The sequence below is a fragment of the Niastella sp. OAS944 genome (genome assembly GCA_024809215.1).
Lineage (GTDB): Bacteria > Bacteroidota > Bacteroidia > Chitinophagales > Chitinophagaceae > Niastella.
Genome location: JANUBW010000012.1, coordinates 159445 through 174556, shown reverse-complemented (window position 1 = coordinate 174556; position 15112 = coordinate 159445). Strand labels below are relative to the sequence as shown.

Annotated in this window: 10 protein-coding genes and 1 tRNA gene; 6 read left to right on the top strand and 5 right to left on the bottom strand. The window is 43.5% G+C overall.

Going from position 1 to position 15112, the window contains the following annotated elements; all coding sequences use genetic code 11:
• Positions 1-449: 449 nt before the first annotated feature.
• Both GGD38_RS33445 and GGD38_RS33440 read left to right on the top strand, forming a co-directional pair.
• Positions 450-4796, top strand: a complete 4347-nt coding sequence (locus GGD38_RS33445; protein WP_375302457.1) for a beta strand repeat-containing protein — start codon at positions 450-452, stop codon at positions 4794-4796.
• Between the two features lie 249 nt (positions 4797-5045).
• Entirely contained in the window at positions 5046-5243 is a 198-nt protein-coding gene (locus GGD38_RS33440; RefSeq protein WP_375302456.1) for a hypothetical protein, read from the top strand.
• Positions 5244-5362: 119 nt separating this feature from the next.
• On the opposite strand, the gene GGD38_RS33435 is transcribed toward GGD38_RS33440, so the two are convergent.
• Positions 5363-5439 (bottom strand) — tRNA-Arg (locus GGD38_RS33435).
• Positions 5440-6485: 1046 nt separating this feature from the next.
• Here GGD38_RS33435 and GGD38_RS33430 point away from each other — a divergent pair.
• Positions 6486-6929, top strand: coding sequence for a hypothetical protein (locus GGD38_RS33430; RefSeq protein ID WP_375302455.1), 444 nt, complete (start codon positions 6486-6488; stop codon positions 6927-6929).
• A gap of 84 nt (positions 6930-7013) precedes the next feature.
• Positions 7014-7487: a 23S rRNA (pseudouridine(1915)-N(3))-methyltransferase RlmH gene (locus GGD38_RS33425; RefSeq protein ID WP_375302454.1), complete on the top strand. Its 474-nt coding sequence runs from the start codon at positions 7014-7016 to the stop codon at positions 7485-7487.
• Positions 7488-7513: 26 nt separating this feature from the next.
• Here GGD38_RS33425 and GGD38_RS33420 read toward each other — a convergent pair whose 3' ends face one another.
• The 4 genes from GGD38_RS33420 to GGD38_RS33405 form a co-directional block, all read right to left on the bottom strand.
• Entirely contained in the window at positions 7514-8578 is a 1065-nt protein-coding gene (locus GGD38_RS33420) for a DUF4249 domain-containing protein (protein WP_375302453.1), read from the bottom strand.
• 5 nt (positions 8579-8583) lie between these two features.
• Positions 8584-11160, bottom strand: a complete 2577-nt coding sequence (locus tag GGD38_RS33415; RefSeq protein WP_375303947.1) for a carboxypeptidase-like regulatory domain-containing protein — start codon at positions 11158-11160, stop codon at positions 8584-8586.
• A 70-nt stretch (positions 11161-11230) separates the two neighbouring features.
• Entirely contained in the window at positions 11231-12229 is a 999-nt protein-coding gene (locus GGD38_RS33410; protein ID WP_375302451.1) for a FecR family protein, read from the bottom strand.
• A gap of 44 nt (positions 12230-12273) precedes the next feature.
• Positions 12274-12834 (bottom strand): RNA polymerase sigma-70 factor, encoded by a 561-nt coding sequence (locus GGD38_RS33405; RefSeq protein WP_375302450.1) that lies wholly within the window; start codon positions 12832-12834, stop codon positions 12274-12276.
• Positions 12835-13148: 314 nt separating this feature from the next.
• On the opposite strand from GGD38_RS33405, the gene GGD38_RS33400 reads away from it, so the two are divergent.
• Complete coding sequence (locus GGD38_RS33400) at positions 13149-13748, top strand: RNA polymerase sigma factor (protein ID WP_375302449.1); 600 nt, start codon at positions 13149-13151, stop codon at positions 13746-13748.
• A gap of 93 nt (positions 13749-13841) precedes the next feature.
• Positions 13842-15104, top strand: a complete 1263-nt coding sequence (locus GGD38_RS33395; RefSeq protein ID WP_375302448.1) for a FecR family protein — start codon at positions 13842-13844, stop codon at positions 15102-15104.
• Positions 15105-15112: the final 8 nt, after the last annotated feature.

The following is a 15112-nucleotide window of genomic DNA, read 5'->3' as shown; positions in this document are numbered from 1 at the left end:
AATTGAAAAAAAACCTCATTCTTTTTAATTTAATGAGCATTTGATTGAAAAAACTGCACATTCTTTTTAATTGAATGTGCACGCAATTGAAAAAACTGTACATTCTTTTTAATTGATTGGGCTTCCAATTGAAAGAACTGTTCTTTTTTTTCAATTCAAAGAACTTCTAATTGAAAAAAATCCTCATTCTTTTTAATTTAATGCGCATTTGATTGAAAAAAATGCACATTCTTTTTAATTGAATGTGCACGCAATTGAAAAACTGAGAGTGTAAAAACTGTACATTCTTTTTAATTTTATGGGCTCCCAATTGAAAGAACTGTTCTTTTTTTTCAATTCAAAGAACTTCCACCGCACTTATGGCCTAAAATTGCCCAACTTTTAAATTACGTTGTTGCAAGGCTCGCCTCGTTTAGTTAAATTTGGCGAATTCTAAATCCACTTGAAAAATGCCCCAACTCTACCCCCGTGCCAAATTCCCGGGAATTTTGTGTTTCAGAAGTTTGTTTGTCTTTATTGCTTTTTTGTTTTCCACGCAAACGTTTGCTGGATTTTCGCCCGCGTCTTGGGCAATACCAAACATTATATCCTTTACGCCCACCAGTGGCACCGTTGGTACAACCGTTACCATTAATGGTTTTTATTTCACAGGGGCTACGAGTGTAACCATTGGCGGTACGGCGGCTTCCTCGTTTACCGTTGTTTCCGATGGGGTTATTAATGCCGTAGTAGCGGCGGGAACCAGTTCGGGTGAAGTAACCGTTACTACTGCAGGCGGAACCGCTTCGCTTGGTGGGTTTACCTATGTTGCTCCTGATGTAAGGCCAGATATCAGTTCGTTTACCCCAGCCAGTGCTTTGCCACGAACAACAATCACTATAAAAGGAACCAACTTTACCGGCGCCACGCAGGTGTATTTTGGGGGCACACCAGCCAGTTCATTTTCTGTGGTGTCTGATACAACGATAACAGCAGTGGTATTTTCCGGTTCAACGGGTGCAATAAAAGTAACCACACCGGGTGGAGTTGATTCGCTGGGAGGCTTTACTTACCTTCCGGGAAAGCCTGAAGTTACTTCAATCGCAGGCGCATATGACAACTATACTGCAGTGGGAGAAACCATTGTTATTACCGGTAACTTTTTTACCGGTGCTACGACTGTTTTACTAGGGGGCAATGGCGACACGCCCGCTGCTTCCTTCACGGTTGTTTCCGATAAAGAAATCCGGGCAGTTGTAGCCAGAGGCACCCAGTCTGGTTGGATTAGAATAACTACCCCTGGAGGAACATCCACACCAGGTCCACAGTATATCTACGTAAGGCCAATTCCGTATATAGATTCAATAAACCCAACCAGCGGTACAGCCGGCACCGTGGTAACCATCAAAGGATTTAATTTTACCGGTACCAAAGCCGTAAGTTTTGGCGGAACGGCAGCTGTTTACTATACGATATTGGGCGATACAATAATACGGGCAGTGGTTGGTTTAGGTTCAACAGGACAGGTGCGTGTTGAGAACAGCACAGCGGGTAAACTTTTTGGCAACTTTACTTATATAGCGGCAACGCCAGTGCCCAGTATTACATCATTTACTCCAGTCAATGGAACCACAGGAACTATTGTTGCCATCAAAGGGAACTTTTTCACCGGTGCTACAGCTGTAACCATTGGCGGTACGGCGGCTTCCTCGTTTACCGTTGTTTCCGATGGGGTTATTAATGCCGTAGTAGCGGCAGGCACCAGTTCGGGTGCAATAAGCGTTACCACCGCGGGTGGAACCGCTTCGCTTGGCGGGTTTACTTATGTTGCTCCTGATGTGAGACCGCATATCAGTTCGTTTACTCCAGCCAGTGCTTTACCACGAACAACAATCACTATAAAGGGTTACAACTTTAGCGGCGCTACGCAGGTACATTTTGGCGGCACGCCGGCCAGTTCATTTTCTGTGGTGTCTGATACAACGATAACGGCAGTGGTATTTTCAGGTTCAACGGGTGCAATAAAAGTAACCACTCCGGGTGGAGTTGATTCGCTGGGAGGCTTTACTTACCTTCCGGGAAAGCCTGAAGTTACTTCAATCGCAGGGGGATATGAAAACTGGACTGCAGTGGGAGAAACCATTGTCATTACCGGTAACTTTTTTACCGGCGCTACGGCTGTTTTGTTAGGGGGCAATGGCGACACGCCGGCAGCTTCCTTCACGGTTGTTTCCGATAAAGAGATCCGGGCAGTTGTAGCCAGAGGCACCCAGCACGGCTGGGTAAAAATAACAACCCCCGGAGGAACATCCATATCAGACCCGAAGTTTATCTACGTAAGGCCATTTCCCTATATAGATTTTATAACCCCAACCAGCGGTTCTGCAGGCACCTTGGTAACCATCAAAGGATTTAATTTTACCAGTACCAACGCTGTAAGTTTTGGCGGAACGGCGGCTGCTTCCTATACGGTAGAGGGCGATACCATAATACGGGCAGTGGTTGGCTTAGGTTCAACAGGCCAGGTACGTGTTAATAACAGCGAAGGCGATTATGTAAAGTTGCCACCCAGTTTCTCGTATATAGCAGCAACACCATTGCCTAATATTAGATCTTTTACTCCTGTTAATGGAACTACCGGAACGATTGTCACTATTAAGGGTAATTATTTCACCGGAGCATCGGCTGTAAGCATTGGTGGTACAGCAGCCTCTTCGTTTACCGTTGTTTCCGATACTGTTATAAATGCCGTAGTAGCGGCAGTGACCAGTTCGGGTGCAGTAAGCGTAACAACGCCTGGCGGAACCGCTTCGCTTGGTGGGTTTACCTATGTTGCTCCTGATGTAAGGCCAGATATCAGTTCGTTTACCCCAGCCAGTGCTTTGCCACGAACAACAATCACTATAAAAGGAACCAACTTTACCGGCGCCACGCAGGTGTATTTTGGGGGCACACCAGCCAGTTCATTTTCTGTGGTGTCTGATACAACGATAACAGCAGTGGTATTTTCCGGTTCAACGGGTGCAATAAAAGTAACCACACCGGGTGGAGTTGATTCGCTGGGAGGCTTTACTTACCTTCCGGGAAAGCCTGAAGTTACTTCAATCGCAGGCGCATATGACAACTATACTGCAGTGGGAGAAACCATTGTTATTACCGGTAACTTTTTTACCGGTGCTACAGCTGTTTTACTAGGGGGCAATGGCGACACGCCCGCTGCTTCCTTCACGGTTGTTTCCGATAAAGAAATCCGGGCAGTTGTAGCCAGAGGCACCCAGTCTGGTTGGATTAGAATAACTACCCCTGGAGGAACATCCACACCAGGTCCACAGTATATCTACGTAAGGCCAATTCCGTATATAGATTCAATAAACCCAACCAGCGGTACAGCCGGCACCGTGGTAACCATCAAAGGATTTAATTTTACCGGTACCAAAGCCGTAAGTTTTGGCGGAACGGCAGCTGTTTACTATACGATATTGGGCGATACAATAATACGGGCAGTGGTTGGTTTAGGTTCAACAGGACAGGTGCGTGTTGAGAACAGCACAGCGGGTAAACTTTTTGGCAACTTTACTTATATAGCGGCAACACCAGTGCCCAGTATTAGATCTTTCACTCCAGCTAATGGAACTACCGGAACGATTGTCACTATTAAGGGTAATTATTTCACCGGCGCCACGGCTGTAGCTATTGGCGGCATTGCTGCTTCCTCCTTTACCGTTGTTTCCGATACTGTTATAAATGCAGTGGTGGCGGCAGGGACCAGTTCAGGCGCATTAAGCGTTACCACCGCGGGCGGAACCGCTTCGCTTGGTGGGTTTACTTATGTTACTCCTAACCTGCAACCGATTATCAGTTCGTTTACACCAACCAGTGGCAGTAGCGGTACGGCCCTCACTATAAAAGGTTTGAATTTTACTGGCGCAACAATTGTAAGCATTGGTGGCACTTCAGTTTCATCGTTTACAGTTGTTTCCGACTCAACCATTAATGCGGTAGTAGCGGCAGGCACCACTTCTGGGGCGGTAAGCGTTACCACCGGGGAGGGAACGGCTTCGCTTGGCGGGTTTACTTATGTTACTCCTAACCTGCAGCCGATTGTCAGTTCGTTTACACCAACCAGTGGCAGCAGCGGTACGGCCATCACTATAAAAGGTTTGAATTTTACTGGCGCAACAATTGTAAGTATTGGCGGCACTTCAGTTTCATCGTTTACAGTTGTTTCCGACTCAACCATTAATGCGGTAGTAGCGGTAGGCACCACTTCTGGGGCGGTAAGCGTTACCACCGGGGAGGGAACGGCTTCGCTTGGCGGGTTTACTTATGTTACTCCTAACCTGCAGCCGATTATCAGTTCGTTTACACCAACCAGTGGCAGTAGCGGTACTGTGGTGAGCATTAAAGGTTCCAATTTCACCAATGTAACAGCAGTTAGCTTTGGCGGTACACCAGCCGCCTCATATACGGTAACTGATTCTATCATTACAGCTGAAGTAGGGTCCGGCGCAACAGGAGTGGTGAAAGTAATTACTAACAATGGATCAGATACGCTGGGTGTGTTTACTTTTACGCCTGGGATGCTCTTAGCTGCTCCAAACCCTGCCACAGGTTATGTAATGGTAGCTCATCCTGTTAGTTCCAATAATGCAGTGATCAAACTCACTAACTCCATGGGAAATTTAGTGCAGAATGTGAAGATAATTCCCGGCAATTCCCAAACAAGGCTGGATCTATCAGGTGTAGCGCCGGGTATTTATATGATCTGGTGGGGTGATGGTTCAAGTTCGTTCAGTAAGACGGTGCTTATTAAATAAAAATAGGTAAATTGTTATAATACAACGGCCGCCTCTTTAATTAGGGGTGGCCGTTTTTTTAGGCACTTGCAGGAATTTTTCAGAAACTGTATCAACTCACCCTGCAAGAGGCCTGGAACGAGCAGACAAATCATTTACAGGACGACAAAAAACAAATTTCCAACCAGATCACCGATTTGGAAGGCAAGGTTAACCTATTTACGTGATCTGCTTTCAACGCAAAAAATAGAGCCGGAAGATTACCGGAAAATGAAAGCAGAATACACTGAAAAAATCGAAAAGCTATTGGGAAAACTGACCAATTCAACACAAACACCGGTAGACTTTGACGGCCTTTTAAATGCAGGATTACAAAACCTGATGAATCTTGAGCAGCTATACAAGGACGGTGACATTATAAAAGCGGGAAATAATTGGTTCGATGTACCCCGAAAATTTGACGATTGACGGATTTGGAGTTCGAACCGCCCGACTGAATGAAGCCGTTTCGCTGATATACAGTCTGGGCGCGGGGTCCAGGCTAAAAAAGAAACAGGACAAGAGGAAGAATTCCGTCTTGTCCTGTCTGGTGACCCTGTCAGGATTCAAACCTGAAACCTTTTGATCCGTAGTCAAATGCTCTATTCAATTGAGCTACAGGGCCTTTTTCCCTTTTTCGGATCGTTTCGTCTACCTTATCTCTCCGAATGGGCGGCAAAAATAAAGACTTTATTAATTCGCGCCAAAAAGAAATAAGTGAAATTTAAAAAAATATTCAAAAAACTGAGTTTCTGCGTCTCAGGGCTGTTTGAGTCTTAATTCCCTTAAAAAATAGGTGCCCCGGCTTGCCGGGGCATAAAATAACCTTGTGGTGTTACCGAAGGCGTCCTGTTGCCTATATTAAACCTGTATTAGCTTTTATCTTCCCCAATACCGGCCATTTCATTGCACCCTGGTAAAAGGAGTAAGGTGCTGGCAAACTTGCTGTAATTAGTTATTAGAGCCATCGATCTTTTGAATAATTACATTGTCATTATTGTCAACAACTATTTCAGGAAAGCGAAACTTGCCACTCGAAGGGGCAATCGCTAAAGTATTGCTTTGTCAGGGTTTCAAGCCTGTGTAAGGTTCATTTGGTTGATAGTATGATTTAGTGAGAAATTGATTTCAATTTCAGTATCGAATTGTTAGTTCTGCTGTATAGTTTTGTGACGCAAATTTGCTGCGGTATACAAAAACGTTAGTTCAGGCAATTATGCTGGTTTGATTTGCTTTTTTGGAAAATACAAATTATTTAAGCTGATGTATTCATATTTGTTTACTGAAATGTTTATATATTCGTGTAGTGTTTAGGACATAGGCTTACGGGTTAGTATTGATCAACGATCTTCAGATAACTTCACTCAGAATTAGAAAGCTCACTCTTGCGTTACTTCCTCCATTGTTTATTTCAATTTAAAACATAACCTATGCATTCCCTTTTAAAAAGAATGAAAAAGTTCTTTTCCGGTAAATTTAAGATTGCCATATTTAGAGAAATAACTTTCTCCCGTGGCAATTACAGGTTTGGTATTATTATAGAATGCGGAACATGAGCGTGGTTTCAGGATGAATTATTCGGGAGGTAGATATAATTTCCTCCCGATTTGCCCCCTACTAATATAATTCTATAAATGTCTTTAAGTTTTTAAAACTTATAAAAATTTGTAGATGTCTATTCATATTGGGGAGCTAATTCAGAAAGAAGTAGAATTTAAAAGACTTACTTATAAAGAGTTTGGTGCATTGATTCACCGGAACGAAAAAACTATTCCAGATATCTATGATCGCGCTTCTATGTCAATAGACCTGCTGGTCACTATTTCTGCAGCGCTTAAAAAAGACTTCCTCAACGTATATTATACCGAGGAGCCTTTGAAAAGCTTACGCAATGATGAAGTGGCTCATTTAAATATTCAACTTCAAATATTTACCGAGCAAATACAAAAGCTTACCGAAGAAAATAAATCACTTCAAAAAGAGCTGGTGCTAACCAGAGATCTGAACGAGGCGCAGAAAGATATTATTTCATTTGCCAAGGCGCAAATTGAAGATTATAAGATCAAAGTAAAAGAGCTTACAAATAATACCAATAACCCAGCCGTCAACCAGTAAAATAATGCCTGCCCAGTTCTGATTAAACATTATTCGGCTGGTAATGGCAAATAGACCAAATTTGTATAAAATTTACCAAAGGGTATGAAAATTCAATGCTGGTCGATCGGTAAAAATCACGAGTCCTATGTGAAAGAAGGGGTAGAGGACTTTACCCGCCGCCTTTCAAAATACTTTCCTGTTGAGTGGAACCTGATCCCTACGCCAAAGAACGCGGGTATGCTTAGTGAAATGGACCTAAAAAAGAAGGAAGGGGAAACTATTTTAGAATGGCTAAAGAAAGATGATTACCTGGTTTTGCTCGATGAACGTGGAAAGGCTTTTACCAGCCCCGAACTGGCCGATTTTATACAGGCCCGGGCCAATGAAAGCACTAAAACAATTGTTTTCCTGATCGGTGGCGCTTACGGGGTAGATGAATCTGTTGTAAAAAGGGCTAACGCAAAATGGTCGCTCAGTAAACTGGTATTCCCGCATCAGCTGGTACGGCTGATACTTGCAGAACAGTTATACCGCGCCTGTACCATTTTGCGTAATGAAAAATATCATCATAACTAAACCAGGCAGTTCATCTTAACGTGATGCTACAGCAGGCTGTCAAAATAATATACTCTTTCACGTTTAGTGCTTCCCCCAAAAATGCCCAGCCCGTTTTGGATGTTGCCCGTTGGTGATACTAATTGAGAAGTAGGAACAGAACCGAAATCGGTTTTATATTTCTCATACAACATCAGATAATCATACAATTCCTTGTTCACCGATTTTAACTCAAGTCTTATGCGGCCTTTCTGTTTTGGATCAACAAAGAAAAGTTTATCAATATAAACTCTCGTAGTACGTATAACGCCATTGAAGGATTCATCGGGAAAGAAAATGCGCCTGAAAGGATTGGTAAGTTTGTCAATGCGGGCATTTTCTGAAAGATCATCTTCTGTATATAGGTTTAGCCGTACATATTTGCCCAGGCCTACAGTGTCTGTAAGCAATTTTACACCGGGGGTATTCTTTATCTGTCCATAAAATTCTTTTCCTTCCGGTGTATCGTAACTATAGCGCTTACCCTGGTAAAAATAAAAATGATTGTTCTTTACCAGTTCCTTTACCGCTTCAATAATGTAAAACTCATCATAGTTCAGCGAATCTTTCCAGCTAATAGTGGTGGCAAAAACTTCTTTATCGTTGAATAGACTAGATGAGGTGTCTACACTAAGTAGTTTGGGTAAAGTTGGTATATGGGTAGACGCCTTTACCAATCCCAGTGTAGGGTGGTTGATCTCGATCATATAAGAAGTGTTGGCTTTGAAGCGCTTCTTATTAGTGAACATTGAGGTGGGATTATTGGCGTATTGCGGCGAATAATTGGGTTGCAATACCCAGCTCATGGTGTTGGTTTCAGTAAGCGTTACCGTGGCATCGTTCACTTTTTCAAATCGTATCAGGTTGCCGTTCTCCACTTTTATGGTTTTGCCAATGGGTATCTTCACCGAGTCGCCGGCTGTTATTTCTGCCAGTACCACCAGCTTGTCGTCTTCGAACTGATCGCTCGAGAAATTCTTTTTACATGAACAAACCATAAGCGCCAGCAATAAAAACAGGGGCCAGTACCGGTTGCCGGTTAATAACTTATATGTTGGATGGTTTTTCTGCATGTGCTTTAAAATGACACGGTATACGATATATAGGGCGTTACCTGAAAAAACTGGTACCTGGTTTTTACAATTAATGACCGTTTTCCCAGGGTGCCTTCCAGGTCGTAAACATACTGACTGGGCGACCCATAAATATTATATATACCTGCCGTTAATCTTGATTGCAAATTTTTACTCAGCGAATGGTAATTGCTCACTGAAACATCTAACCGGTGATAAGGTAAGGTGCGGTACATGCGCGCAACGGATGAGTGATAGATCAACCGGTATTCTTTGGGTGCCAGCGGATCGCTGATCTGTTGTGCATCGTCAAAATCGGGGTATACCTGGTTGGGTAAGCTGTATACGTCGCCGGTTGCAAACATCCAGAACGATGAAAAACTCCAGTGCTCGTTATATTTGTAAGTAGCGGCTACATTGAGCTCGTGCCGGCGGTCATATTTAAAAGGAAATTTCAAGCCATTGTTCAATGCAGCAAAACGGCGCCAGTTCCACGATAACGTATAACTCAGGTGTAGATACCATTTGTCGGTTACACGTTCCGCTTTTGTTTCAAGCCCATAACACCAGCCCTTGCCCAGTTGTACGTTTTTACCCCAGTCGGCCGTGTTCAAAAACAGGTTCTTGCCTTCGGCATAATTGGTTACGTTCCGCATTTGCTTGTAATACACATCGGCATGAACAATGAGTTTTTTCCCATTGCGATAACTATAACCCACGTTGATCATATCGCTTGTTTCGGGCTGCAGGTCGCCTGTACTGGGCACCCAGGCATCACTATTAATACCAATATAGGGATTGGTTACCAGATGCAGGTATTGCGTCATGTTATTGTATGAAACATCTACCTGGTTATGTTGATCGAATTTGTACACCGCATATAAGCGGGGCTGCCAACTGGTGTAATTAAAACTGTTGTGGTTGTAGAAAGAAATATGCAGTCCGGGCCTTATGTACAATTTTTTGGTAGGCCTGATCTCGTTCTCAAAGAAAAGCACCGTTTCGCGGAACGATAATGGCGGAAAGGCATTGAAGTCGCCGGGGCGGTCAATAAAGGAGGCCCCCACATTGCTATCGAATGGGCGAATGTGCACAAACGACGCTTTGCCACCTACATTGATACGGTAATTGTTGCTTACCGTAAGTTCCATGGCAGAGCGTACATTATATTGCCTGATGGATGAATAGGTGTTGTACACCCTGTCCTGCACCCGGCGGCCGGTACTATCGTACAAATTATACCTAAAGCCGGCAAGGTTATCGTAGTTGCTGAAGTTGAACGATGAGTTGATAAATGCCCGTGAGCTCACCACCCGGTTCCAGTTGATGGTTGCGGCCTTGTTGCCCCAGCGTTGTTTATTGTTGGTATAGTTTTGATGTAATTGTAGTTGATCGTTACCTGCATAGCCGTTCACCATTATCTTATCTTTTTTTCCAACCCACTGGGTATACTTAACATGCAGATCGTAAAAGTTGATGCCAATACCCGAATTCATCATCCGTAGTATGGGATTGATCCAGCTATGGCGAAAGGAAACCATGAGCGATGAGCGGTCTTTTTTAATTGGCCCTTCCACTGTAACTGAACCTGCCAGTAACCCGGCATTGGCTTCACCTTGCCATTTCTGCATATTGCCATCTTTCGTCATTACATCTATCACCGATGAAAGACCGCCGCCATACCGGGCCGGGAAATTCTTCTTGTACAGGTACATCGATTTTAGCGATGTTTTATTTACTATAGAAAGGGCGCCCAACAGGTGAGTGGGGTTGAAGATGGTATTGCCGTCGAGCAGGAATACATTCTGGTCGGGACTGCCGCCGCGTACCAGCATTCCATAAGTGATCTCAGGAATGTTCTTTACGCCAGGGTCCGTATAAAAAGAACGAAGCGCATCGCTTTCGCCCAAAATGATATCGTATGAGTTGGCCTCTTTGGCTACTTTGTTTTCATCGGTTTCGGGTACTTTGGGCGAGGAGGTTACCGTAACTTCTTCAATATTGCTTTTAGGAGTAAGGTGAACGTCCATGCGGATGGTTCCTTTCAGGTTAAGCTCAAGCCGTTGGGTTTCGTAACCGGCATAGGAAAGAAAGAGCACATTTTTGCCTTCGGGCAATTGTAATGTATAATAACCGTGATTGTTTGAATAACTGCCTCGTTGGCGGCCGGGGTTCCAAATGGTAGCATCGGCCAGGGGCTCGCCGCTGACGGTTTCTTTAACAATGCCGTAAACAGAATACCAGGTTATAAAAAAATCATCGGAAAGGGGAACAGGCGAGGGAACAATAATGAGTTTGTTATTCCTTTCGAGCAGGTTTATCTTCTGGTTGTGCAACACCTGCTGCAACACCATGCCAATAGTTTCGGGTGAACCGGAAAGACTGATCACCTTGCCGGTGTCTATAGTGTTGGTGGCGTATTCAATGATAATTGGGCTGCGTTGGTTTATATCTTCGAGAAAAGACTGAACGGAACCAATGTCAAATGATGGGGTATAGGGGCGTGCGAACAAACTAACCCGCTGAGCCTGGGTTAATTGCGCAACAATTAACAGCAAAAGTATGCAATACAATTTTTTCATGCTATAGTACACAAGCTATAGCCCGCGCGATCTCATGGTTTTATAAGCCCAAAAATTACAAAGAACTAATTTAATTTCGATAAAATACTGCTTTATCTTTTTCTTTTCGAAGGATAAAACCAGTGATCAGCTTTATTTCTTCCAGTACCTGTTCTAAAGGTTGATCTTTGAACTCTACAGTAATTTGAATGGCCGCTGCGGCAGATTGAAGAGCGGGAGCCACTTCTACCTGTGTTCCGTAGAAATGGGTGATGTCTTCCAGCACTTTAGGTAATGCTGTGTTATTAAATACAAGTTCACCTGTGTTCCAGGCAATATAGTTTGAGCCGGTTACCTGCTCCTGGTAAAAGCGTTCGTTTGAAAGTACGGCCCGTTGGCCTTTGGTGAGTGTAACCTGGTTTTGCGAGCTTTTTTTATCTGTTACATTTACCTTTCCGGTTTCCACAACTACTTCATCGGTACTGGAGTTGGAGTTTACCAAAAAGGAAGTGCCCAGCACTTTTACTTCGGCATTACCCGTAGTTACCAGAAAGGGCTGCGCTTCGTTATGCTGAACTTTGAAGAATGCTTCACCAGTTAATTGCACCCGGCGTTCTTTGGCATTGAACGATTTAGGGTAAGCAAGGGTACTGCCTTTACGCACCAGTACAACCGATTGATCGGGCAGGGTTAGGATTTCATTTTTATTGGCGGCTGTAAATGTTTGCCATTGCGATTGTTTATACCACCAATAACCACCCAGCGCTACCATAGTAAATATTACCACGGCTGCGGCCACAGTTTTGGTGTTGGCAAACAGGTTTGAAATAACGTTGTAAAATTGGTGCCGGGGCCGGGGGCTTACCAGGGCTATTTTGTTGTCGAGTTTCGACCAGGCAATATCAGTATTGAACTCGGGATTGGCTAAAAGAGGGCCGCTTTTTTGCCAAATACGCGCCATATCATCATATTCCTGCCGGTTCATAGCGTCTGTTTGCAGCCATTGCTGCAGTTCATCGGCTTCCTCCGGTGTTGCCATTCCTTGTAGTTGTTTGGCTATCAGGCTAACTATATGGTCGTTTTGGCTCATGGTTATATTCTCAATAATAACATTAAATTGATGTATACCCCTATTTAGGACGTCAAAATCATAAAAAATATGCTGATTATAGTAGGAATTCCTTGTTTTTGTTTAAGGTAGGCCCGAAGAATCTTTAAAGCCTTACCCATTTGGTTTTCAACGGTTTTTATTGAAATTCCCAACGAGTCGCCAATTTGTTTGTAGGTAAGGTTGCTTACCCGGCTTAATACAAATACTTCCCGGCACTTGGGCGGCAGGTTGGTAAGGGCCTCTTTTAAAAGGGTATCGTAGTCGGCTTCTTTTGCTGTAGGTGACGGGCGTTCGCCGGGTGTATCAGTAATTTCCTGACTATCGAAATCGCCCAAAACGGTCTTTTGTTTTTTTTCTAAAAAGCTGAGGCAATTATTGCGAATAGCGGTATACATGTACCAGGTCAACTCCTCGGAGCCAATGAGGCTTTGTTTTTTTTCCCAGATGCGTAAAAATGTTTCCTGAACTATATCTTCACAGCTGTGCGGCTCTTTTACTATGGTAAAAGCATATTTGCAAAGCGGTTCGTAATATTTATAAAAGGTTTCCTGGAATAACCGGTATAATTGTTCAGGCTCCTGCATACGTACGTAAGGGAATCATTTCATTAAATGTAATAAAAAGATGGTTTGATTAGTGGTTGAAATATAGGATGGTGTCACAATATACACGTTACCCGCCAATACACAATGGCCGCATCGACGGGTAACTTAATAAAATAACTTATATATGGTTGTTACCTGCCAGGTTGTAGTAGTTTTTTAAACTTATTTTGGACATTTGCTTTAATATTCGATATTCGTCGGAGTTATAGGCTTAATTGGGGATATTAATAACTGCACATAAATTTTTTAGTCCCTCCTGGTAGCGCAGGGAATAGGGGATAAGTTTTTGAGGAATGAAACATAATTTAGATAAGTCTCTTTTACAGGAATTTAAGAGAGGAGATACGCACGCTTTCAGGGCCGTGTATGATATGTTTTTTCCTAGCCTTTGTTTTTTTGCGAAACGATTGGTTGACAATGACGGCGAAGGGGAAGACATAGCCGCAGATAGTTTTGTGAAATTGCTACACCGTCACGACTCCTTCGATAACATGGCTAATATCAAAGCATTCCTGTATATCACTACCCGAAATGCCTGTTTGAATTATCTGCGTTTTTCCCAACGGCAGTCTTCCTCAAAACGGGAGTTAATGCGCATACAGGATAAAACCGATGAACATGCACTAAGCTTAATGGTGCATGCCGAAGTACTGCGCGAAGTAGAGCATGAAATAGAACAGCTGCCCAATCGCTGTAAAGAAATTTTTAAACTGATCTATTACGAACGCCGCTCGGCCGATGATATAGCAGAAATGCTGGGTATTTCAATAAATACTGTTTGGGTACAAAGGGCCAAGGCCATTCAATTGATACGAACTAACTTATTGAAAAGAGGATTGCTGTCTGTTCTTTTGTGTTTTTTGGCAATGACGGAGGCGGAGTTAACGAGTTAACTGGTACAGGGGAGGAAGCCCCGTAAATATGTCCCCATCTTATAAAGGTATTGATAGGTTATAGTGTTTCTATAAGTTACAGGCAATTGTATTATGGACACTGAAATCAATTTATCGGGAATGGATGAAGCAGATTATCTGGCTGCGTTGCTGCTGAAGCAGTTACGGCAGGAGATCACTGCTGAGGAATTGCAATACCTTGAACGCTGGAAAGCGGCCCACCCTTCAAACGCCCTGGTATACGACCGGGTAAATGACAGCGAAACATTACTGGCCGACCTCACTTCCATGAAACAGGTTGATATGGAAGGCTGGTGGCAGAAGATCAGTTCAAACATTACTCCCATTACAAGAACGGTCCCTTTCTATCAACGGTGGTATACATATGCCGCTGCAGCCGTTGTGTTAATAGTGGCCGGCGCCATTACATGGCCATACTGGCAACCAAAGAAAATGCAACCTGCTACCGTTAACGGCACATATGTGCCGGCAATTGTTGATGTACAACCCGGTGGAAACAAAGCAACACTTACGCTGTCAAATGGTAATGTAATTAACCTCAGCGATGCAAACAGCGGTAAGCTGGCACGGGAAGGAAATGTAAATGTGGTGAAACTAAATGAAGGAGAGATCAGGTATGAACGTACCGGTGAAGTGAATATTCAACAGGGGGTTGTATGGAATACATTAAGTACACCCCGTGGCGGACAATACAGTCTGGTACTGCCCGATGGTAGTAAGGTTTGGTTAAATGCCACTTCAACAATAAAATATCCCGCACAATTTTCAGAAACTGAACGGCGCGTTACTATTACAGGGGAAGCATATTTTGATGTAGTGTCAACAAATACACAAAAGGTGCCGTTCATTGTTGAAATAAAATCGGTGTCTGGAGCCAGTTTGGCCGAGGTTGAAGTGCTGGGCACCAGTTTCGATATCATGGCCTATGATGATGAAGCTGATATTAAAACTACTTTGCTGAAAGGGAAAGTAAAACTATCGGTGGCAGGTGAAAACAGCGATTATAAGCTGTTAACGCCAGGGCAGCAGGCACAAATGCCACATATGGCCATTAATGGGAAAAATCTTATAAAGATCGTCGATCTGGAAGATGCAGAAGACGCAATGGGTTGGCGAAATGGGCTGGTATCGTTACAAAATGCCGATATAAGATCTATAATGAGAATGGTCTCTCGTTGGTATAATATTGAAGTAGGTTACGAGGGACAAACACCCGCCTATACATTTACCGGAACACTTCCGCTAAAAGAAAATCTCTCCGCTGTAATTAAGGTGCTTGAATTTAATGGCGTTAAGTTTAAAATGCAGCAAAACAAACTTATTGTACTGCCATAGTTTCCCGC

Bases quoted from the DNA above. Each gene is read 5' to 3' on its own strand.
- GGD38_RS33440 (WP_375302456.1), top strand. From the start codon at position 5,046: ATGAAAGCAGAATACACTGAAAAAATCGAAAAGCTATTGGGAAAACTG.
- GGD38_RS33415 (WP_375303947.1), bottom strand. From the start codon at position 11,160: ATGAAAAAATTGTATTGCATACTTTTGCTGTTAATTGTTGCGCAATTA.
- GGD38_RS33410 (WP_375302451.1), bottom strand. From the start codon at position 12,229: ATGAGCCAAAACGACCATATAGTTAGCCTGATAGCCAAACAACTACAA.
- GGD38_RS33420 (WP_375302453.1), bottom strand. From the start codon at position 8,578: ATGCAGAAAAACCATCCAACATATAAGTTATTAACCGGCAACCGGTAC.
- GGD38_RS33445 (WP_375302457.1), top strand. From the start codon at position 450: ATGCCCCAACTCTACCCCCGTGCCAAATTCCCGGGAATTTTGTGTTTC.
- GGD38_RS33395 (WP_375302448.1), top strand. From the start codon at position 13,842: ATGGACACTGAAATCAATTTATCGGGAATGGATGAAGCAGATTATCTG.
- GGD38_RS33425 (WP_375302454.1), top strand. From the start codon at position 7,014: ATGAAAATTCAATGCTGGTCGATCGGTAAAAATCACGAGTCCTATGTG.
- GGD38_RS33400 (WP_375302449.1), top strand. From the start codon at position 13,149: ATGAAACATAATTTAGATAAGTCTCTTTTACAGGAATTTAAGAGAGGA.
- GGD38_RS33430 (WP_375302455.1), top strand. From the start codon at position 6,486: ATGTCTATTCATATTGGGGAGCTAATTCAGAAAGAAGTAGAATTTAAA.
- GGD38_RS33405 (WP_375302450.1), bottom strand. From the start codon at position 12,834: ATGCAGGAGCCTGAACAATTATACCGGTTATTCCAGGAAACCTTTTAT.